General features: G+C 68.6%; 19 protein-coding genes. 13 read left to right on the top strand and 6 right to left on the bottom strand.

The annotated features are described in order from the left end of the window. Positions 1-57 precede the first annotated feature (57 nt). Positions 58-1,494: a SagB family peptide dehydrogenase gene (locus ACZ5WK_RS38890; RefSeq protein WP_465555090.1), complete on the top strand. Its 1,437-nt coding sequence runs from the start codon at positions 58-60 to the stop codon at positions 1,492-1,494. A 203-nt stretch (positions 1,495-1,697) separates the two neighbouring features. Continuing rightward, positions 1,698-2,051, top strand: a complete 354-nt coding sequence (locus tag ACZ5WK_RS38885; RefSeq protein WP_465555088.1) for a hypothetical protein — start codon at positions 1,698-1,700, stop codon at positions 2,049-2,051. Positions 2,052-2,144: 93 nt separating this feature from the next. On the opposite strand, the gene ACZ5WK_RS38880 is transcribed toward ACZ5WK_RS38885, so the two are convergent. Continuing rightward, positions 2,145-3,065, bottom strand: a complete 921-nt coding sequence (locus ACZ5WK_RS38880; RefSeq protein WP_465555086.1) for a JmjC domain-containing protein — start codon at positions 3,063-3,065, stop codon at positions 2,145-2,147. 717 nt (positions 3,066-3,782) lie between these two features. Here ACZ5WK_RS38880 and ACZ5WK_RS38875 point away from each other — a divergent pair. From ACZ5WK_RS38875 to ACZ5WK_RS38835, 9 genes are all read left to right on the top strand, one after another. Beyond that, on the top strand, positions 3,783-4,802 hold the full coding sequence (locus ACZ5WK_RS38875; RefSeq protein ID WP_465555084.1) for a phosphotransferase enzyme family protein: 1,020 nt from the start codon (positions 3,783-3,785) through the stop codon (positions 4,800-4,802). A 161-nt stretch (positions 4,803-4,963) separates the two neighbouring features. Beyond that, a complete protein-coding gene (locus ACZ5WK_RS38870) occupies positions 4,964-6,019 on the top strand; it encodes an LLM class flavin-dependent oxidoreductase (RefSeq protein ID WP_465555082.1) in 1,056 nt (351 codons plus the stop codon). Further along, positions 6,016-7,320 carry an NtaA/DmoA family FMN-dependent monooxygenase gene (locus ACZ5WK_RS38865; protein ID WP_465555080.1) on the top strand — a complete coding sequence of 435 codons (1,305 nt, stop codon included), beginning with the start codon at positions 6,016-6,018 and terminating at the stop codon, positions 7,318-7,320. Before ACZ5WK_RS38870 ends, ACZ5WK_RS38865 begins: the two co-directional genes overlap by 4 nt. Positions 7,321-8,019: 699 nt before the next feature. After that, entirely contained in the window at positions 8,020-8,568 is a 549-nt protein-coding gene (locus ACZ5WK_RS38860; RefSeq protein WP_465555078.1) for a nucleoside 2-deoxyribosyltransferase domain-containing protein, read from the top strand. A gap of 42 nt (positions 8,569-8,610) precedes the next feature. After that, positions 8,611-9,417: a hypothetical protein gene (locus tag ACZ5WK_RS38855; RefSeq protein ID WP_465555076.1), complete on the top strand. Its 807-nt coding sequence runs from the start codon at positions 8,611-8,613 to the stop codon at positions 9,415-9,417. Further along, entirely contained in the window at positions 9,418-11,625 is a 2,208-nt protein-coding gene (locus tag ACZ5WK_RS38850) for an NHLP family bacteriocin export ABC transporter peptidase/permease/ATPase subunit (protein WP_465555074.1), read from the top strand. A 3-nt stretch (positions 11,626-11,628) separates the two neighbouring features. Continuing rightward, entirely contained in the window at positions 11,629-14,598 is a 2,970-nt protein-coding gene (locus tag ACZ5WK_RS38845; protein WP_465555072.1) for an NHLP bacteriocin export ABC transporter permease/ATPase subunit, read from the top strand. After that, the gene (locus ACZ5WK_RS38840; RefSeq protein ID WP_465555070.1) at positions 14,595-15,605 is read left to right on the top strand and encodes a DUF8094 domain-containing protein; all 1,011 of its coding nucleotides are present in this window, start codon (positions 14,595-14,597) and stop codon (positions 15,603-15,605) included. Before ACZ5WK_RS38845 ends, ACZ5WK_RS38840 begins: the two co-directional genes overlap by 4 nt. A gap of 49 nt (positions 15,606-15,654) precedes the next feature. Continuing rightward, entirely contained in the window at positions 15,655-15,798 is a 144-nt protein-coding gene (locus ACZ5WK_RS38835; protein ID WP_465555068.1) for a hypothetical protein, read from the top strand. Positions 15,799-16,837: 1,039 nt separating this feature from the next. Here ACZ5WK_RS38835 and ACZ5WK_RS38830 read toward each other — a convergent pair. The 3 genes from ACZ5WK_RS38830 to ACZ5WK_RS38820 all read right to left on the bottom strand — a co-directional run bounded on the left by ACZ5WK_RS38830 (position 16,838) and on the right by ACZ5WK_RS38820 (position 18,451). Beyond that, positions 16,838-17,248: a VOC family protein gene (locus ACZ5WK_RS38830; RefSeq protein WP_465555066.1), complete on the bottom strand. Its 411-nt coding sequence runs from the start codon at positions 17,246-17,248 to the stop codon at positions 16,838-16,840. A gap of 733 nt (positions 17,249-17,981) precedes the next feature. Beyond that, a complete protein-coding gene (locus tag ACZ5WK_RS38825; protein WP_465555064.1) occupies positions 17,982-18,185 on the bottom strand; it encodes a hypothetical protein in 204 nt (67 codons plus the stop codon). Continuing rightward, positions 18,182-18,451 (bottom strand): hypothetical protein, encoded by a 270-nt coding sequence (locus tag ACZ5WK_RS38820; protein ID WP_465555062.1) that lies wholly within the window; start codon positions 18,449-18,451, stop codon positions 18,182-18,184. The genes ACZ5WK_RS38825 and ACZ5WK_RS38820 overlap by 4 nt, the downstream gene beginning before the upstream one ends. A gap of 108 nt (positions 18,452-18,559) precedes the next feature. Between ACZ5WK_RS38820 and ACZ5WK_RS38815 the strand changes: the two genes are divergently transcribed. Together ACZ5WK_RS38815 and ACZ5WK_RS38810 are read left to right on the top strand one after the other, a co-directional pair. Next, on the top strand, positions 18,560-19,402 hold the full coding sequence (locus tag ACZ5WK_RS38815; protein ID WP_465555060.1) for a helix-turn-helix domain-containing protein: 843 nt from the start codon (positions 18,560-18,562) through the stop codon (positions 19,400-19,402). After that, a complete protein-coding gene (locus tag ACZ5WK_RS38810; protein WP_465555058.1) occupies positions 19,387-19,599 on the top strand; it encodes a DUF397 domain-containing protein in 213 nt (70 codons plus the stop codon). Before ACZ5WK_RS38815 ends, ACZ5WK_RS38810 begins: the two co-directional genes overlap by 16 nt. A gap of 58 nt (positions 19,600-19,657) precedes the next feature. Here the strand turns inward: ACZ5WK_RS38810 and ACZ5WK_RS38805 are convergent, their stop codons facing one another. Both ACZ5WK_RS38805 and ACZ5WK_RS38800 read right to left on the bottom strand, forming a co-directional pair. Next, a complete protein-coding gene (locus ACZ5WK_RS38805) occupies positions 19,658-21,031 on the bottom strand; it encodes a DUF3987 domain-containing protein (RefSeq protein WP_465555056.1) in 1,374 nt (457 codons plus the stop codon). A gap of 72 nt (positions 21,032-21,103) precedes the next feature. Further along, positions 21,104-21,489: Lsr2 family DNA-binding protein (locus ACZ5WK_RS38800; protein ID WP_465555054.1), on the bottom strand; the 386-nt coding region annotated here is incomplete at its 5' end.

The raw sequence follows: 21,489 nt of genomic DNA, 5'->3' as shown, positions 1-21,489 counted from the left end.
TGCCGCACGGCCGTCCCAGTACCGGAAGCATGAAAGCCAGTGAACCGCACTCCTTCCGTGCCAGGCACGGTCAAGGCCGAGAGCTACCGGCTCCGCGGCGATGCTCGGGTGACCGAGGAACCCGGCGGCAGCCTTGTCCTCGAACAGTCCCGCTACCGGCTGCGCCTGCCCGGGCTGGAGGCAGGACGCCGCGCCGTGCTGCTCCGGATGGTGGAGAACTGGCTGAGCGACCTGCAGATCGCCCAGCTCGTCACCGGATTGGAAGGCGACTCGCGGCTCCTGCCGGCCCAGTTGCTGGTGCGTCGACTGCTGCTGCATTCCTGGCTGGAGCGCCGGCTCTCCATCGGATCCCGTGCCGTACTGGACGTCGTGCCCCGCCGTATCGGCTCACAGAGCGTTCCGCCACAGCGCCGCCACAGCGCCGGGGCGCTCTACCGGCTGTCCAGGTTCGCGGTGCTGCGTGCCGAGCAGGGCCGGATGGTGGCGTACTCGCCGCTCAGCACCGTGGGGATCAGTTGCCCGGAGTTCCGGCTGACCGCTGTCCTGGCCCGCGCCTGCGAGGAGGAGATCGGCCTCGGTGAAGTGGCCGAGGAACTCGGAATCGACCAGTCGGCAGCGGGACTTCTGCTGGACGAGTTGCTCTCCGCCCGCCTCCTGCTGACGCCGGTGGAGGCCGAGGCCGAGACTCGTGCGGCACCGATGGCCCTCTGGTCGGCGGAGGAACTCTGCCTGCACGACCGCTCCCGCCCGGAGCGCCACGCGGCGCCGATCGGCGCAACCGATCGCTTCCGCGGTCTGATGGAGGAGGACCTCGTGCCGGCGGCCGCCATCGACGGCCGCCCCTCGATCGCTCTGCCCACACCCCCTTGCGCCACCCAGGCGTCAGGCTCCTTGTCAGCGGTGATGTCGCGGCGCCGCAGCGTGCGACGGCACGACGACAGCCGGCCGGTGACCGTGGAGCAGCTCGGCGAGTTCCTCCACCGGGTGCAGCGCCTCGAACCGCGTGACCGTGACGGCCGGGTGACGGGCGTCCGGCCCTATCCGGGCGCGGGCGGCCTCGGCGAGCTGGAGATCTATCCCCTGGTCTCGCGATGCGTGGGCATGCCCCGCGGCCTCTACCACTACGACTCGGCGCAGCACCGTCTGGCGATGCTTGCCGGCCCCGGGCCCGAGACCGAACGGATGCTGTCATTCGCCCGTGCGACGGCCACCATGCCGGGTCCGCCACAGGTCCTGTTCGTGATCACCGCCCGGGTCGGACCGTTGATGCGGAAGTACGAGGGGATCCCGTACGCGCTGGCTCTCAAGGACGCCGGGATCCTGACCGCCTGGATGTATCTGGTCGCCACTGACATGGGCCTGGCTCCCTGCGCCCTCGGTGCGGGTGACGCCGCCTCCTTCTCCGCGCTGGCCGGTCTGGACACGCTCGCCGAGCCGGCCATCGCCGAGTTCGCCCTCGGCTCCCGCTCGCCCGACGGTCGGGAGCAGACATGAGGTGCCGCCAACAGACCGTTCGGAGAGCGGAATCACCCGAGAAACCGGACGAGGTCGCCCGGCCGGCCCCGGTACCCGGCCGGCCGACCGTGCCGGTCCCCACCGTGTCCCTGCCGGACCCCGGCCAACCAGGTCTGTCCGGAGGAACCTCACCCCGGCAGAGCACGCATACCGATCCGCACCAGAGAGCAGAGGACCGAGCCATGCACTCCACCGAACGCACCGTTTTCGCCTCCGGCTACAGCGCGGTGGTGGCCGCCGTGTGGTCCGATCCGGGCCAGGAACGGCTCCTGGCCCGGGACCCGCGCGTCCTGCTCGCCGAGCACGGCATCCGGGTGCCGGCGGGAACGGCCGTGGTCGTCGTCCGTGACCGGCCAGCGGCATCGGAGGTGATGGATGCCCAGATCCGGTCGTGGGAGGAGGCAGCCATCAGTGGCCGGCTCACGCTGTTCGTGCCCCATCCGGGACGGCTCGAGACACGGGATCTCGCGGAGGAGGAACTGGATGCGCTGGTGGCCGGCGCGGGCGTTCCGGAAGTTCCGGGAATCTCCCGCTGATGCGCCGGACGACCGGACCGTGGCATTCTTCGGCGCCACGGTCCGGAACGTCCTGTCGCCGGTGGCCGTGCCGGACGGATTCTCGTCGGGGTGTCAGTTCTGGAGAGCTTCTGCCAGGCTCGTCAGTGCGCGGGCAGGCCCGGGTGATGCGCTACCGGTCCTCGGTTGCGGGAGGGTTTCCACGGCGGCGCACAGGTCTTCCGGGGTGAGTCCGGCCAGCCGCTCCCGGTAGTGGTGGAGCAGCTCGGCCGCGGTCCGGTGCAGCTCCGCCCGGTCCACCGGGAGGAGAGGCAGTTCGAGCCCGTCGTCGAGGCGGCGCGCGAGGACGGTGCGCAGGTCGGCGGTGCCGGGCTGCCGGACGGTCAGCGACAGGTGGAAGGACAGGCCGGTGGAGTGACCGACGGCCGAGTGCGGGGCGCCGCGGGGGATGTAGAGCACCTCGCCGGCGTGCGCCGTGGTCTCCAGTCGTACGGGGCCCGGGTTCGGCTCTTGGCTGGCCTGCCAGTGCCCGTCGTCGGGGACCGCGTGAACCTGCCAGCGTTTGCTGCCGTTCAGTTGCAGCACGAAGACGTCCGCATCGTCCCGGTGGGCGCTCAACCCCTGCTGACCGGGCGGGGTGACGAAGAGGAAGGCCTCGACGCGTCGGTCCAGTTCGGCGCCGAGGCGGTCGGTGAGTGCGGCTGCTCCGGAGTGCCAGTGCTCGATGTTGCGCATCAGCAAGGTGGCGCCGGCATCGAGCTGTCGCAGAACCTTGGCGGAGTCGGCGTAGCCGCCGAAGTCGTGACCCCTGACGCTGCGGGCGGTGGTGTAGTCGCCGTGGTCCAGTGCCTGTCCGCGGGAGACGAGTTCGAGGTAGGGACGGCGCAGCAGGCCCGAGGTCAGTGCGGCGTCGACGTCTGCCAAGGTGACCGGCGGGGCGAGTGGTGTCGGCGGGCGCAGCAGACGGGCGTGGCGACGCCACACCGTCGCCAGGAACGGCGCAGGGTCGCCCACCAGGGACCGGAGAGTTTCCATCGGGGAGTGGCCTTCTGTAGTGGGCCCGAGGCTGACGGGTGCCAGGAGGTGTTCCGCCGCCGGTGCGTCCCCGTGCCCGGCGCGTCGGCCGCGGTTCGTACGGTGGAGAGCAGATCGTGGTGGACCGGTTCGACAGGAGCCCTCCGGATGGACGACCGGTCGGGCGCCGGCGACAGACGCCGACACCCGACCGGGGAGCGAACCTCAGATGACCAGCTCGCCGCCCGAGATGGCCTCCAGGTCCTCGTCGTCGACCTCGGTGCTGAACTCGTCCGACGCGGTCTCCGGGGTGACGTTCTGGGTGTCGCTCATGATTCCTCCAAGGGGGTGCCAGGTGTTCCGGCGGAAAGGATCGGGGAATTCCCGGCAGCCTCGTGCGGAACATTCCGTCTCTCGGCGAGACGATTCGAACCTAAGGCTCGCGGAACAATGGGCACAAGAATTCTCCGACATTTCCTCGGGCACGTGCACAGTTAGGCCGAACCGTTCCACCGATTCGTGCCGCCGTTGTTTTCGGACCGAACCGCCGTCCTGGACGCCCGGTCCGCGCGCCCCGGAGAATGGCCGCCCCGGGGCCGTTTCCGGCCTGACCCGACGAGCACTGGAGCAGGCGATGCACGACCGTGCGGCCCGCAGCCGGCCGGCACCGGCCGGCACCGCGGCATGACGGGCACGGTGCGGCACGCAGAGTCGTCCCGGATCCAGGCGGCGGCCCCCGTGCCGCTGCCGGACGCGGTGCTGCGCCGGCTCGGCCTGAGCGGAGTCGTCGCGGTCCATCCCGTCACCGTGGGACTGACGAACCGTTGCTGGCGGATCGAGACCGGTCGGCAACGGCACCTGTTCGTCAAGCAGTCCCTGGGTGCGGAACCGGAACAGGTTCGACGCCAGCACCAGGCGGTTCGTGCCTTGCACGAGCGCGGCCTGCCGGTCGCCCCACCCTTGGCAACACCGGACGGACGCACCCTGATCGAGGCGGAGGGCGGCCTGTTCGCGGTGTACCGCTGGGTGGAGGGCCGCCACCTTCCCGGATGGCAGATGAGCCTCGGGCAGGCGCGCGTACTCGGCGGGCAACTGGCTCGCATCCATCACGAGCTGGCGCAGGTGCTGCCTTCGAGCACCCCCGAGACGCCTGCGGCAGCTGACCGGGACACGGCCTTGCGCGCCATCGAGGCGTTCCTGGCAGCGGCCGCCCGCAAGCCCGATCGCGATGCCTTCGACCGGTTCGTCCGCGCGCATCTGCCGTGCCGCCGTGCCCTGCTCGAGGCGGCCCGCCCACCTCGGTCTCCGGCCGTACCGGAGCCGGGTGCATCGGGTTGGACGCACGGCGACTTCCACGTGGCCAACGTGCTGTGGCACGGCGGCCGGATCGCCGCCGTCCTGGACTTCGACGCACTCACGACCCGGGCCTACGCCCAGGAGGTGGTGCGCTCGGTGATGCTGCTCTTCTCCTCCCGTGACCGCAGGGAGCTCGCCGCCACCCAGGCTGCTGCCTTCGTCGCCGGATACCGCGCACTGTCACCGCTGTCCGACCGGCAGTTGGCCGACGCGGCCGAGTTCCTCTGGTGGGAGCGTGTCTGCGACGTGCGCCACCTCGAGCGGCACTACCGGCGCCACGACCGCACCCGGGACCACCTGTTCGTCATGGACAGCCTGCTGCTCTCCTGGTGGTCCGGACACCCGGAGCAGGTGGCGAACGTGCTGGCCGGGGTCTGGGCACCGGCCGCGGCACCTCCGTGACACCCATCCGTGCAAGCGTCCTGGCCGCAGTGGCCGGGGGCCGTGCCGTTCGGCTGCCGGGGCGTATCGCCGGCGGCCTCCCGGCCTAGGCTGCGGGCCTGAGGGCGACCCCGACGGGGGGCTGCCCGGTCCCCTGTGCACAGCATCGGAAAGGAGCCCGGATGTTGCTCGGTGTGGCCATCGGCGGTGTCGGGTGGCATCCGGACGCGCGGCGGCCGGCGCGTCCCGACCTGACGGACGCCGGACGCTACCGGCGACTCGCCCTCACGGCCGAGCGGGGAGGGCTGGACTTCGTCACGCTCGACGGCTCCCCGGCCCTGACCGCGGTGCCGGACGGGCAGCCGGACGCGGTCACCGCGCTGGCCGCCGTCGCACCGGCGACCCACACGATCGGGTTGATGGCGACAGTGACGACCACCTACGCCGAGCCCTTCCACGTTGCCCGGGCGCTGGCCACTCTCGATCACATCAGCCACGGCCGAGCGGGATGGCGCCCGCGGGTGGCGGCCTCGGCGGCCGAAGCCGCGCACTTCGGCCCCGAGCCCCTGCCGGAGATCAGTCGACTCCGCTCGGAGGCAGCGGAGTTCACGGAAGTCGTCACCGCACTGTGGGACAGCTGGCAGGACGATGCGGTCATCCGCGACACCGCGAGCGGTCGTTTCCTGGACCGCGCCCGAATCCGTCACATCGACCATGTGGGGCAGCATTTCCGCATCAAGGGCCCGGCAGTTGTGCCGCGGCCACCGCAGGGCCACCCCGTGCTCGTCTCCGGTCTCGACCCTGACTCCTCGTCGGTCTCCGCCCACGGCGCCGATCTGGTGTTCGCCGAGGTCCGCAAGGCGCAGCAGGTACGGGCACGCGTGGGAACCGGTGTCCGGATCCTTGGTGAGGTCGAGATCGTCCTCGACGACCACGGCCCGGGCCGGCCACCTGGGCAGCAGGGCGCGGCGCAGCCGCTCCGGCTCACCGGAAACGCCGCCGGACTCGCCGCCCGACTCGATGCCGTGTACGCGAGCGGGGTCGTCGACGGCTTCCACGTGCGACCCGCCGCGCTCCCCGGCGCCGTCGAGCACTTCGTCCATGAGGTCGTCCCACTCCTGCGCCGGCGTCACCCGGCCCGGTCCGGCACACCAGGGGGGTCGCTGCGCGAGCGACTCGGCCTGCCCGCCCGGGCGTCCAGTGTGTTCCCGCTCCGAAAGGCAACGCCGTCACGATGAGCAGTACCGGCAAGGCGATGCACCTGGCGGCTCTGTTTCCGTCCAACCAATCGGCCGGTTGGCGTGACCCGCGGGCCGGTGACCACAGCGACTTCGCCACCTTCGCCGGCCTGGCCCACACGGCCGAGCGCGGTCTGTTCGACTTCCTTCTCCTTGCCGACTACCCTCGGCTGACCGAACACCGCGGCGCCATCTCCGAAGTGGGCACCGCCGGAGAACTCGATCAGATCACCGTGCTGTCAGCCCTGAGTGCCGTCACCGAGCGAATCGGGCTGGTCCCGACCGTCAACGCGACCTTCAACGAACCCTTCGACGTCGCACGGAGACTGGCGTCGCTGGACCACTTCTCCAACGGCCGGTGCGGGTGGAACGTCGTCACCACGTCCAACGCCTGGACCGGCGCGAACTTCCGCCGCGGCGGCTACCTCCCGCATGCCGACCGCTACCAGCGGGCGGCCGAGTTCGTCCGCGCGGCCCGGACCATGTGGCGCAGCTGGGAAACGGACGGTCCCACCCCGTTCCGTCACGACGGTCCGCAGTTCCGCATCAGCGGGCACTTCACCGTCCCGGCCGGACCTCAGGGGTGCCCACCCACCCTTCAGGCCGGCGACTCCGAGCAGGGCCGGGAGTTCGCCGCCTCGCACGCGGACGTGGTCTACAGCCGGCACCTCGGCAGAGCAGGTCACACCTTCGCCGCCGACATCCGCAGTCGTACCGCCCGGCAGGGCCGTGACTCCCGTGACGTGAAGGTCATGCCCGGGGTCTCGTTCGCGCTCGGCGACACCGACGAGGAAGCCCGGGACAACGCACGTGCGGCCCAGGAGCTGGCCGTCAGCCCGCAGTTGGCGATCTGGTATCTGGAACGCACCTGGGGGCGCGCGCTGTCCTCCTACGATCCCGACGGGCCACTTCCCGACATCGACCCGGAGCGCACACCGGACCCGTCGCAGTGGTCCGGTATCGCGACGGCCGAGGTCAGGTCGACGCGGGCACGGAAGTGGCGGGCCCACGCTGCCGAACACGGCCTCGGCATCCGGGAGCTGGTGATGAAACTGACCAGTGGAAAGCCCTTCATCGGCACCCCGGCCCGCGTGGCACAACAGATGACCGACTACGTCCGTTCGGGCGGCGCGGACGGATTCATCCTGGTGCCCGGGTACGCCCCCGGGGGCCTGGACGACTTCGTCGACCGAGTGGTCCCCGAGCTGCAGGAACGCGGCAGTTACCGCACCGCCTACACCGGCGAGACCCTGCGCGACCACCTCGGCGTGCCGGCACCCGGCAACCGTCGTACAGGCTGAGCAGGTGTCGGGTCGATCGGCGGGTGGGACCGGGGCTCTCACGCAGGCCAGCCACGGTGTCGCGATCCGCGGTGTGCCGGAAGACCCGCATTGCATCGATCGATGCAATCCCGAGGGGATGCATCCATGAATCCGTGCTCCCGGGCCGATTCCTTGTGGCCGTCGGACAGGGGTGGTCCGGACCTGGCGCCGTGGTGAGGTCCGGTGGGTTCACCCCCCCCGGCACCGAGCTCCGACACGGGCCTGGCTTCCGGCCGTCACCTGACGGACGATCACCGTACCGGCGCCCGTGAATCGACGTCGATGACACAGATCGCTGTCAACGTGGAGCGGTGCCCTGCGCACCTTGGTGGCAATTCCCCGGAGAGGTTGCCGGCCTCCGCCGCCCGGAAATATCGTCAACGACACACCGAGCGGATCGCCGCTCGCAGACGACCGAAGAAGCCCACAGGTGCGTCGGGGACATCAACCGTGACCTCGCCTCGTACCTCCGCGACGGCCGGGGATTTCGCGTTCAGCTCTCCACCGCGGGCACGTTCGTCCTCAGCGGCCAGGGCAGACGCAACCCCGTCGTCCAACGGCTCGAGGTCGCGCCCGGCGCCATGGAGGGCGCCGGTTACCTGAGGTCCGGAGTCCGAGGCCGAGCGTACGCCGGCCCCGCCACACAGAGCCCTGACGTCTCGTAGAGGAGATTGTGCTGTGAACGGATCGCCTCTCCAGGTCGTCGGATCCCTGGAGGAAGTCCCGTCGGCACCGGACGCGCTGACGGTGTTCCTGGCCGGCGGTATGCGCAACTGTCCGGACTGGCGGCAGCCGGCGATCGAGGCACTCGCCGACCAGTGGAGCCGGGCGGGGACCGATCGCCCCCTCACCGTGTTCAGCCCCAGCCGGGTCGTCTCCGCGTGCGCGTTCAGCCACGCGTTGGTGCGCTGGGAGCACCATGCGCTGCAAGCGTCCGACGTGGTCCTCTTCTGGTTTCCCCGGGGCAACGAGAAGGCACCCGAGCAGCCGATCGCGCTCTACGAACTCGGTGTCGCCGCCGCGACGTACAAGCCGATCGCCGTGGGCACCGAGCCCGGCTACGCGCGTCGCGACGATGTGGGGGCCCAGCTGCGGCTGATCCGCCCGGACCTCCCCGTGCGCAGCGACCTGGGCACCACGGTCGGTGACGTGGTCCGGGCGCTTCGCCTCACGGAGAAGGCGCTGGGCGAGGCGTATTCGACAGCCGGCACCCTTCAGGCCGTCTGACAGGCGGGCAGCGTCTATTTCACACAGGAAGGAAGGCCAACTGTGCAGTTCCGTGAGCAGGCTCTCGCCAAGCTCCAGTCCACCTCCGACCTCGGGACAGCGGCCACACTGGCCAAGCCACGCAGCCTGGTCGCGCTGCTCATGGTCACTGTGCTCGTCGCCGCCGGCACGCTGTGGGCGTTCACCGGCTCCATCCCGCGTCAGGTCACCGTCCCCGGCATCCTCACCTATGGTGAAGGCAGCTACACCCTGGACAGCCCGGTCTCCGGGCAGATCACCGGGGTCTTCGCCCAGCAGGGCACGGCCTTCCCCGCGCAGACTCCGCTGTTCACCATCCAGGTCGACTCGACTCTGCAGACGGTCCGTGCCTTCAGCGGCGGACGCACCACGGCGATCCTGGCGCAGGTCGGCCAGGTGGTCACCGCGGGCACGAGTCTCGCAGTGGTCGAGCGCACCAGCGGTCCGAGCGATCCGTTGGTCGCGGTGCTGTACGTACCGACGAGCAGTGCCGGGCTCATCTCGCAGGGCAGCAGCGTGGACCTCGACCTGCGGTCCGCGCCGGCCCAGGAGTACGGGGTGCTGCGCGGTGTCGTCCAGTCCCTCAGCCAGTTCTCCCAGACCGAGGGGCAGATATCGAGCTTCCTCGGCGACGCTCAACTGGCCAGGCAGTTCTCCGGCCAGGGGCAGCCGATGCAGGTGGTCGTGCAGCTACTGACCACACCGGAGACCACAAGCGGGTTCCGGTGGTCCACCCGTACCGGCCCGCCGTACCTGATTGATTCCCGCACGCTGGTGAGCGCTTCCGTGCACTTGCCATCGGTCAGACCGATTAGCTGGGTGTTGTCATAGATGTCCGTACTCACAACCACCGACGGTATGTCGAAGGTGCGGGCGCGGCTGAGGCGCCGTCCGGCACGCCGCGTCAAGCCACCGGTGATCTTCCAGATGGAAGCACTGGAATGCGGGGCTGCCAGTCTCGCCATGGTCCTCGCCCACTACAAGCGCTACGTGCCACTGGAGGAGCTGCGGGTAGCCTGCGGGGTCTCGCGCGACGGCTCGAAGGCCTCGAACGTTCTCAAGGCGGCGCGGCGCTACGGCATGGTGGCGGTCGGACGCCGGATGGACACCGAGGCTCTCTCGAAGTTGGAGCCCCCGGCGATCCTGTTCTGGGAGTTCAACCACTTCGTGGTCCTCAACGGGTTCGGACGGCGCCTGGGCAAGGACGTCGTCTACCTCAACGACCCCGGTAGCGGGCCGCGGGTCGTCAATCTCGCGGACTTCAACGAGAGTTTCACCGGCGTGGTACTCACCATGTCGCCGGGCGAAGGGTTCCGCACCGGCGGCCGGCGCCCCGGCGTCCTCGCGAGCATGCCGACCCGGCTGCGCGGGAGCGGGGGCCTGCTCGCGCTGAGCACCTACGTCAGCGTGCTGCTCGCGGTCGTCGGCGTGGCGTATCCGGCCCTCACCCGGGCGTTCATCAACGACATCCTGCTGGGCGGCGACAGCTCGTTCCTCATGCCGTTCTTCGGACTGATGGTCGCGACCATCGCGGTGACGGGGGTGCTCACCTTCCTGCGCCAGTCCTTCCTGCTCCGCCTGCGCATCTCGAACGCGACGATCAACAGCACCCGCTTCCTGCGCCACGTTCTCAGACTGCCCATCAACTTCTTCGTCCAGCGAAGTCCGGCGGACATCAGCAGTCGCATGCAGTCCAACGACCAGGTTGCCGTGACGCTGTCCAACGACCTGTCGAGTACGCTGGTCAACGCCCTGGTCATCGTGCTGTACGCAGGTCTGCTGTGGGCCTACGACCCTTGGCTGATGATGCTGAGCGTGACGCTGTCGCTGCTCAACATCGTGGCCCTGCGCACGGTGGCCCGCATCAGGGCCGGCGGAGTCAGCCGGCTGGCCACCGACGAGGCGCAGCTGCTGATCACCTCGTACAGCGGCTTGCAGCTCATCGAGACGATGAAGGCCACGGGCGGCGAGAACGCCTTCTTCCGACGCTGGGCCAAGGAACAGTCCGTCGTCGTCACCGGACAGCAGAAGATCGGCGTGCCGAGTGCCGTCATGGCCGTGGTCGCTCCCACACTGGCGTCCGTCACCACCTCGCTGCTGCTGCTGATCGGTGGCCTCCAGGCCGTGCAGGGAAATCTGACCGTCGGTCTGCTCGTCGCCTTCCAGGCCCTGGTCTCGGCCTTCGTCAGCCCCATCGCACAGCTGATCGCAGTGGCGCAGCGTGTGCAGGACTTCGCTGTTCAGGTGACCCGCCTGCGCGACGTGGAGAACTATCAGCCGGAACAGCGCCCGGCTGCTTCCGAAGCCCCGGCAGGGCGACTTGCCGGCAACCTGACGTTCGACGCGGTCACCTTCGGCTACAACCCGCTGGATGCTCCGCTGGTCAGCGAATTCTCCTTCTCGGTGGGCCCCGGCAGGCAGATCGCGCTGGTCGGAGGCTCGGGGAGCGGCAAGTCCACCGCGGTGCGCCTGATCTCGGGTCTGTACCGGCCCTGGGAGGGCTCGGTGCACATCGACGGTCTCCCGCGCGACGGTATTGCGCCGGAGGTGCTCAGCGCCTCGGTGGGCTTCGTCGACCAGGACGTCTTCCTGTTCGAGGGGACCGTGCGGGACAACATCACGCTGTGGGACACCTCCATCTCCGACGACCAGGTCATCGCCGCGCTCCGGGACGCCGCGGTGTACGACGTGGTGTCCTCGCGCCCGGGTGGTATCTACGCCCGGGTGGAGGAGGACGGCCGTAACTTCTCGGGCGGACAGCGCCAGCGCTTGGAGATCGCCAGAGCGCTTGTCCGCAAGCCGCGCCTTCTCGTCCTGGACGAGGCGACCAGCGCCCTGGACGCCGAGACGGAACTCCTGATCATGAACAACATCCGCCGCCACGGCTGCGCCACGGTCGTCGTGGCACACCGCTTGAGCACCATCCGCGACAGTGACGAAATCGTCGTGCTGAGCCGGGGTGACGTGGTCGAGCGGGGGACACACGACGACCTGTCCGCAGCCGGCGGCGCCTACGCCCAGCTCATCAGGGAGCACTGACGCATGAGCACGACATCCTCGAGGCCCGAGCGGCCGTCGGCGGTCGCGGCGGCTTGGCGACCGCCCGCCGGGATCGGCGCCGAGATCGACTTCAGCGCGGGACACGTGCGGTTGGCCGGCGAGGACTCACTGTGGCTGGTCACCGACGGAGCCGTCGACCTGTTCGCCATGGAGACCGCTGAGGGCGGCCCGTGGCACTTCGTCAGCCGGTTCACCCCGGGCGCCGTCATCGCCGCGCCGCCGTCGTGCCCCTCGAGCGTCCCGGTCCTGCGAGCCGTCCACGGATCTCGCGTCCTGCGATTGGATGCTGCGGACCTGGCAGGGCTCCTGCACGGTGGCGTCCACTCCGCGGACGCGGGCGAGTCATCCCGTCGGCGCGAGGCCGTTGCCCGCGGTATCGACGCCGGGCTCAACGGCCTTCTGGGCTTCGTCACCGAGCAACCGGCATCCCGGGAACACGTGCTCCTGAGCGTCGGAAGCCGGGGTGAACTGACGGACGAGGAGCGCGGGCGCTCATCCGCGGGACTGATCTGGGTCGAGGTCCTGGACGGCCGACTGTGGGTGGGAACGCCCGGCAGCGGTGAGTGGCTCTCCTCCGGCGACACGTTCGTGGTCAACGAAGGCAGCTCCGTCCGCGGCGGGCCCTCGGCCTCGTTCAGGACCTGCTCGACCAGTGACCTGCTGGCCGACGGCCGGTTGTGGGACCGCTTGGCCGTGGTGAACGAGCGCCTGCTGCGGATGGCCGACCGGGTCATCACCGCCGAAGTCGAGCAGGGCGAGTCCCGGGTCCGAGCCGTGCGCGAGATGGAGGCCGCGGTGACCGACAAGGCCAACCGCGTCCTGCAGGCGGTGCTTCAGCCGACCGAGCACGTCTCGCGCAGCGGACCCGTCCACACGGAGGACCCCACCGAAGCGGCCTGCCGCATCGTGGCCGACGAACTGGGCATCCCCATCCTGCCGGCGTGCGGCTCCGCGGCCGAGGGCAAGATGGGGCCGATCGAGGCGATCGCCGTGCGTTCGCGCTTTCGCATACGCGCGGTGAGTCTGGACGAGCGCTGGTGGCGCACGAACATCGGGCCCTTCGTCGGACGCCGCTGCGACTCGCCCGAGCCGGTGGCGTTCGTCTGGAGGCGCGGACGGTACGTGGCCTGGGATCCCGTCACCGGTGAGAAGAGCCCGGTGAGCGAGCAGACGGCGGCGGACTTCGACGACACGGGGGTGCTGTTCTACCCGCCCCTGCCCGAACGGCCGATCAGCACAGGGCGGCTGATCCTCTTCGGCCTGAAGGGCAGCGCGCGGGACATCCGCAACCTGATCACCTTCGCGCTGGTGGCGGTCGCGGTCGGCACCACCGTGCCCATCAGTACCGGGTTGATCCTGGGAACGTTCGTCCCCAACGCCCAGACCAACCTCATCGTGCAGTTGTGCGTCCTCACGCTGATCGCCGCCCTCACATCGGCGGTCTTCGCGGTGTTGGAGAACCTCGCACTGCTGCGCGTCGGGGGTCGCTTCGAAGCCACCCTGCAGGCCGCTGTCTGGGATCGGCTCCTGCGCCTGCCCGCGCCCTTCTTCCGTCGGTACTCCACGGGCGAACTGGCCAGTGCCGCGCTGGGGGTGAAGAACATCCGCACCGTGCTGATGAACGTGAGCTACGTGGTGCTCTACTCCAGCGTGGTCGCCGTGGTGAACTTCGCCGTGATGTTCTGGTTCAGCGTGCCGCTGGCCCTGCTGACAGGGTTGTACGTGCTGGTCGCCGTCGTGTTCTTCGTCGTGCTGGGGGCGCGGCAGATGAAGTGGCAGACCAGGTCGCTGGAGTTGGAGTACAAGCTCGCGAACCGCGTGTACCAGAGGCTTCGAGGCCTTCCCAAGCTGCGGGTGGCGGCCGCCGAGAACCGTGCCTTCGCGGCCTGGGCGAACGAGTTCGCGCAGCAGAAGGAGCTGCAGAAGCGCATCGGCAGGTATCAGAGCGCGGCAGCCACGTTCAACGGCGTCTACCCGCTGATCTGTGTGCTGCTCACCTTCGTGGTCATCAGCGGGCCGGCCGGCGGGACGCTGTCGATGACCCGGTTCCTGTCCTTCAACGCGGCCTTGGGCATCGTCCTCGCGGCGGTCATCCAGGTGACCAACTCCCTTTCCTCGGCCTTCGCGGTGATCCCCATGTTCAACCGCATGAAGCCGTTGCTCGCCGAGTTGCCGGAGGCCTCGGACGCACACACGGTGCCGGGTGAACTGTCGGGGGACATCGAGGTCAACCGGGTGACGTTCCGCTATGACGAAAGCAGTCCACCGGTCCTCGACAACGTGTCCCTGAGCATGCGGCCGGGCGAGTTCGTGGCGATCGTCGGCCCCAGCGGCTGCGGTAAATCAACCCTGCTGCGACTGCTGTTGGGCTTCGAGCACCCCTCCAGCGGCAACGTCCTGTACGACGGCCAGGACCTGGCCACCCTGGACAGAGTCGCGGTGCGGCGGCAGTGCGGCGTCGTTCTGCAGCAGACGAAGCCGTTCGCGGGCACCGTCTTCCAGGCCATCACCGGCGCCCTCAACTACAGCCACGACGATGCGTGGGCCGCTGCCGAACTGGCGGGCATCGCCGCGGACATCCGCGCCATGCCCATGGGGATGCACACGCTGGTGAGTGACAGCGGGACCTTCTCCGGCGGCCAGCGCCAGCGCCTCGCCATCGCACACGCCCTGATCCGCCGCCCGAGGATCCTGTTCTTCGACGAGGCCACCAGCGCGTTGGACAACGAGACCCAGCGGATCGTCACGGAGAGCACTCAGCGCTTGAACGCAACCCGCGTCGTCATCGCGCACCGGCTCTCGACCGTCCTCGACGCCGACAAGGTCGTCGTTCTCGCCGAAGGCCGGGTTGCCGAATGCGGACATCCGTCCGAGCTGCTCCGTGACCCCACGAGCCTCTTTCACCAATTGGTGCGCAGGCAGATGCATGAATCAGAAAAGGTGATGATGTGAACTGCGGGAAGAGAAGGCTCCGTCTGCCGGCCGCCGCGGCAACCTTGCTCCTGGGTCTCGGCTTCACGGCCGGCTGCGGCACGGTCCGCAGCGGCGACACCGGCGCACACGGCTCCACGCCGGGGGCGGTCATCTCCCAGGACGACGCGTCCGCCGTGGTCAGCCGCTACGACGACGCGAACAACCGGGTGAACGCCACCCTCGACAGTGAGGGTCTGGCGGGCATCGAAACCGCGCCGCTGCTCACGGCGGACGTCGCATGGATGCGGATCAGCAAGGAACTGAGCCAGCCGGTCGCCCCCATCAGCGACAAGGGCATCACCATCTACGCCACATCGGGCGCGGCCTACCCCCACTGGTTCCTGGCCGTGTCCAGCCGGGCACAGGGAGGGGTGCCCTACCCTGGTCCCACGTACCGGGTCTTCGTGCAGGAAGGGCCCGGAGCGTCCTACCTGGCCGCGTATTCGCTCACGGTCACCGGGCCGGTGCCGAAGATCGCCGTCGACAGTGCGGGCGCCGCCTCCGCCGTCTCAAGCCCGGACGGTCTCCTGGTGGCTCCGGATTCCCTGGCAGCCGACATTCTCGCCCATTACCAGAAGAACCTCGTCGGCAAGGACAAGTTCTCCTACAGCAGTCCGCTGGACGACAACCTTTCCAACGGTTACACCCTCGGCGAGAAACATCTGGGCGATCAGGGCACGACCCTTTCCAGGGCGCTGAGCCCGACACCCCCCAAGACCTATGCCCTGCGGACCTCGGACGGTGGTGTGCTCGCTTTCACCACCGACGTCGTCACCGACACGCTGACGCCCGTCAAGGCCGGAGGCACAGTCTCGCTGTCCGCGAACAGCACCGCCGCCGCGCAGTTGGGAAAGCCCGCCGGCGCGACGTCCGGCCAATTCAGCATCAGCAGGCTGGAGACGTTCCTGACGTACATTCCGACCAGCGCCTCGGGCGCGAAGGCCCAGGTCCTCGGCTACAACGAGGTTCCCATAACCGTCAGTTGACCACTTCACCGGCACATCCGAGAAGAAATCACCAGAGGAGTTCACCACCATGAAGGACAACGACTTCCAGGTCATCGACGCCGACGACACCGCGGCGGTGCATGCGGAAATCGATGAGGAGATCTGCGACGGCGATCTGGACGCCATCGGCGGCGGCGACGGCGGGCAGCCGACCTACCCGCCGTACGTGTGATCCTTCGTGCCCGCGACCTCGGCGGTGGGGTCGCGGGCACGAGAACGCCCGCAGGGTCTCACATGGGTACTCCCCAACCGTGCTGACCGCGCGATTCACGTGCCTCGAACGCGGCTTGCGCCATACCGGCGACCACCGCGTCGAGCTCCTCGTCATGGAGTTCCACGTCCGTCCGCCCGATACCGCCCACCGCCTCCACGAGAGGGCGGTCGGGCGAAGTGGCCGAGTTCTCAGCGCCATGCGTCATCGAGGGTCCCGTTTCTCTCAGTCTGACGGCCATTGCTGCGCGGAATCGGGCCGGGAGCGAAATCGGCGACAGCCGGCTCCGTTGCGCTGTCAAGGCCGACGGCGTCCTGAGCCTCCGCCCCACCCGCGTGCGGGTGACCGCGTCAGTCAGGTGGGCCATGACGTCCGTTCGCGTCAGTGACCTATCCATGACTACGGCGCCGGCGTCGACCCGGGTTCAGCCTCCCGTTCGGCCTTGCGCGGCGAGGTGGGCCTTGAACATGGAATCGCGTTCGACGGTCCTGCCACCGTCGTGGCGGGGCGCCGGCTTGCGGTTGTCCGGACCCGGTGGCCGTCCGGGGCCGGGCCGGGAGGGTTTCGGCACTCGGGCCGGATTGAGGAGGGGCTGTCGCACAATCCCGGCACTGCGGGGTCCCGATCGATCATCCGGGACCGGCGCCACCTGCTCCACGCCCTGCGCGAGCCCGCGGGTCCCCAGCAGGCGGAACACCGAGGCGCTGGTCGCGGGCCCGGGCTCCATCGCATCCGGGGGTCACATCACCCGGGAAAGCAGAAGGTGCGGATCGAGGCCAACCTCGATCCGCACCTGATCACTGCTCTCCATCTCCCCGTGGGGAGATGTTTTGTGTCCGAGGGGGGACTTGAACTCTCGCCTCGGGCACCAGCCTTTGTTAGTTCTGACCTGCGGAAACGTGCCCGACACGCCCTCTGTCCGACGGCCGTCCCTACCTGTGCTTCCTGCGCGTTTCCGGCTGTTCGGGACCGCTGTTGGTCACCCGTTGGTCACGGCCTACTAGTCGCGCTTCGGCCAGACGGGGCCCTGATCGGTCCAGATGACACCCTTGTTGCGGCAGAGGCAGAAGGGGTGGCCAATGGGGTCGGCGTAGACGCGGAAGCCGTAGCCGCCGGGGCCGACGCAGTCCCGCTGCAGGGTCGCGCCGAGGGCCAGCACGCGGCGCTGTTCGGCCTCGATGTCGTCGACTTCGAAGTCGAGGTGGAACTGCTTGGGGTGCTCGCTGTCGGGCCACTGCGGGGCGCGGTAGTCCTCCACCTGGATGAAGGCCAGTTCGATCTCGCCGAACTGGATACCGGCCCAGTGCTCGTTACCGCCCTCCTTGACCGGGCGCCCCGTCACCTCGGAGTAGAAGGCTGCCAGCTTGATCGTGTCCGGGCAATCGATGATGAAGTCGGTCAGTCGTAGCATTCCGCGATCTTGCCATAAGATCAAATGAGCCGGACTTCGAGAGAGAGCCCCCAGCCGCAGGTTGCCCCGATCAGCTCGGCGGGGAGGCTGACCGGGGCCGTGGTGCACTTGCAGGACCCGCTAGACGTTGCGTCTGGCGGGAGTCTGGTAGGGGTTCTGAACCCTCGGGGGCCCGGCGCAACGGATGGCCCACACGTTGGGCTCACCGGGCTTCTCGGTCGGTCCCCGGAGCGAGATGACGGTGTAACGGACGACGCCGGTGATCGGATCACCGACTCGTCGGCGACCGATGAAGATCCCCCGGCGCCCAGACGGGTCTCGAAACGGCCTGCCCAGGGCGGGAAGTTCGAGCGATTCGACGCACCCGCCTTCCGCGCGACGCGGACACTGGCACCCGCCAAGGTCAACCGTCAGATACTCGACATCGGTTTCGAACAGGGGAACTGACGGTTCTTTGATTCTTCGGGGCACTCTGCGCCTTCCTGGCGACCATCAGGCCGGCTGTGCGAAGGAACTGGGCTCTTACCGGTGGAGAGCCGCCCGCAGGCGGGCCCTGTGCCTCAGGCGCTCGGCCCTCTCAAAGCCCACACGGCACAGTGGAAGCGTCATGCTGTCGGGGCCGAAAGAAGCCCCCGCCGCCACGAGAGTGGGCCGGTCACAGCAGAAGCACCTACCGAGCTTCCACGCCCTCCGGGGCGGCAACGGATAGTGCTGCACTGGCGGGGTTCCTCTCTCAGGTGCGCCGCAGGTTTCGGCGCCCCAGCCACTGGACTCGGGACTCCTGGTGCTTCTCGGCGTACTCGGCGGGCCACAGGACACCGAAGCGTCCGCACGTTCGACACTCCCAGGACTGCGCGGTCTCGTTGTCGTCGTCGTCCAGCCTGGCGGACCCCTCGCAGTCCCGGCCGGGACATGGCAGGCAGGCTTCGGGTCTCACGCGGCCTCGCCGGCCGACTGGATGCCCCGCCCACGCGGCTTCGACGGGACCATAACCGGGATCAACTCCGGCTTGTCCGAGACGGCTTGGATGGACGTCGGCCTCGTCGTCCACTCGACGCCGCCACGCTTCGGGCGCAGGTACGCCATTCCGGACTGCTCACCCATGTACACGCCCTCAACGCCCTTGTGGGCGAGGTCCTTGACCACCTCGCCGACTTGGGGGACGTACACGGGCTTGCTGGTGGGGTTACGTCGGCGTGCCAACGTCCGCTCCTTTCAGTAGTCGATCCACTACCGAGGATCGGCACGTTCTCGTAACATCGCTAGGGTTTTGACCTTGACAGCAATGTCGTGTGAAGGAGCCCAACCGCCTTGATCGATACGGATATTGACTCAGAGTCGTCGTCCCACGTGCGCTTCGGGCTGGAGATGCGCAGGTCACGGCGGTCGAGGCGATGGTCACAGGTTGAAGTCGGCAAGCGCATGGGCTACTCGGGTGCCTTCGTCTCATACCTCGAACGAGCTAAGCGAGCTCCAACAAGAGAGGTTGCTGTTAAGGCGGACGAGGTCTTCGAAACCGGACAGAAGTTCTACGAGCTCTGGCGGAGGTACACCCGCGCGGCACTGCTGGAAGGGTTCCCGGAGTTCGCTGACGCTGAGGCGCGGTGTCGCCGACTTCGGACAGTCGGCCTGATCATCGTCCCGGGCCTGTTCCAGACACCTGCGTACGCCGAGGCGCTGGCGTCGGCGGCCGTCAGGCGCGGGGCCATCACCCAGGCTGAGGCTGACGAGCGGACGGAGTACCTAGCCGCCCGCCAAGAGTTACTTAACCAGAAGGCGCCCCCGGTGTTTCACGCGGTGCTCGAAGAGGGATGCCTAAACCGAACGGTTGGAGGCCCGCACGTGATGGTGGATCAGTTGCGTCACCTTGAGGAGCTGGCGCAGCGCCCGAACATCACCATTCAGGTGGCGCCCTTCGACCTAGGCGAGAACCTGACCTTCACACTGCCGGTGGTACTACTTGATCTTCCGGACCACTCCGTAGTGGGGTACGCCGAATCGACAGCGAAGGGTCATCTCGAACGGTCGCGAGCAACGGTGACGGCCTGGGGGAGGGACTACGATCATCTCTTGGTGGAAGCGCTGCCAACGGCGGCATCCCTGGCACTAATCCGCAAGGCGCGAAAGGAACTTCAGCCATGTACGACCCCGTAGATCTGACCGGCGCTTCCTGGTCAAAGTCCTCGTACAGCAACAACGGCGGTGACTGTGTGGAGGTAGCTCCCGGTTTCACCGGTGTTGTCCCCGTCCGGGATTCCAAGGATCCTGAGGGTCCCGCTCTGGTGTTCTCCGCTGAGTCGTGGGCCGCCTTCACCCGCAGCGTGGTCGCTGGGGAGTTTGGCACCGTCTGACCGAACGAAAGAACCGCCCCGGCCAAGTAGGCCGGGGCGGTTGCTTTGCTTCGAGCGTTCAGAGGAGCGCGAGGAACGGGTTCCCGGTTGTGGCCGACTCACGGCGGGACGCGGGTCCAGGTGCGGGGGCGGGGACCGTAACCGGCGGAGTCGTGGGCGTGGTCTTGGCCGGGCGGTAGGTGTCCATGCGGACGACCGTGGCCGGGCGTTCGTCACGCTGGGTTCGCGGCCGGCTGAGCGGAGAGTGACCGGCCTCATCCTCGGCCAGGGTGTAGACCGTGGCCGGACGTCCCAGGCCGGAGCGGTCGAGAGTGACCTTCACCCCGGGCAGTGCCTTGACCTCATCGGCTGACGCGCCGACGAACGGCAACAGCTCGGAAGACCGTGCCTTGCCCCCGTTCATCTCGATGCGGGCCCGGACCTTCTCCGCCAGTGTCGGCACGCGGCGGGCAGGCTTGGCGGTCTCAGCACCACCGGTGATGTCCACGGCGCACCGGACGCTGTAGCGCACCAGGGAGAACGCGGCGGACAGACAGGCGTGGTCGATCACCTCAGACCGGTCCGAAGCGGCCAGGCAGGCCGCTACCCGGATCGTTTGTTCGGCCGTCCGCTCAACGTAGACGGCCTGCGCCTCCGGCAGACTCTCCGAGACAACTCGCGCGTACCGGCGGATGGTCTTCCATAGAGGCCGGGCGTCCTCTCCCAGGCTGATCACTCGCTTTCGGCCAGCGGCCCATCCGTAAGCCTGAGTCAGTTCCCATCCGTTCACGTCCGGCAGGGTGGCGTGGTCGTCATCCAGCATGGGCACGGACCGCAGGGCGAATGGCATGATCCGGTTGTAGGACCCTCCGGCCGCTTCGGTTGTGCCTATGTACTTGGCCCAGTCAGAAGGCGTGATGTGGGTGTGCATCACCAAGGCAGGGTCTTCGACGGCTTGAGCACCTTCCTTGGTTGTGTTCCGGATTGAGGCGCCGTCCCAGGCGCTGCGGAGCTTGGCCGTGAACGACGGATCACGCTTCACCCGGCGAAGTACCTCGGACCACTCCTCCTCCACCACCAGGGCCCGGACGTCCCGGCCGGCCTCTGTCTCCTCCGTGGCTTCCACTTGCTCAGCGAGATAGTTCACGAGGGATGCTCCGGAGGTGATCCCGCTCGTTGTGTGAGTCTCAAGGAAGCGGCCAAGGGCAGGGTTCATGATGTGCTGAGCAGCGCGGAGCGCGGTGCCCTTCCCCTTGCCGGTGCCACCAATCAACGCGGACCAGAGCAGCGCCGGACGGGCGTTGCCCCGGCTGGACACCTTCACTGTCTGGCCGATCGCTGCACTCCAGAACGACAGAGCCGCTACGTAGATGCCGACGGGGTCGCACTCAACGTACGGGCTGACCTTCTCAACGGCCCGACCGATGGGCCCGTACAGAGTGATGGTGCTCATGCTGCCTGTCTCCAGATGCTGGTTGGGATCGGGTGGCCGGGCCGATCCCGGCCACCCCGGTTTTGGTCGGTCTCAGGCCGCCGTCTGGCCGTCCCTCATGGCCACCCGGTAGGCGTGGCGGACCGAAGCGGGGATGGGCCCCTTGGCGCTCACCGTGACGCCCTGAGCCTTGGCCCAGTCGCGCATGGACTGCGCTTCGGTCTTTGCCGTGGAACGGTCCGCGCGTACGGCCGGAGCGTCCTTCCTGACCGGTTCGGGGAGCGGGTCACCGCCCTTGAACTCCCCGGCACACACGGCATCCCGGAAGGCGCCCGGACGCCTGGCGTCGAAGCAAGGTATGGAGAACTCAACAGCGTCTTGCAGCTTCTTACTGATCGTTTCAGAATGACTTTCGAAGGCGTCGGAGGCAGATGATGCTGCAGGCGAGGTCGAGTAGTCCCTGGTGGAGATCGGCGCGT

This window comes from Kitasatospora sp. NPDC032757, assembly GCF_055579305.1.
This window is presented reverse-complemented; position numbering and strand designations above follow the sequence as displayed.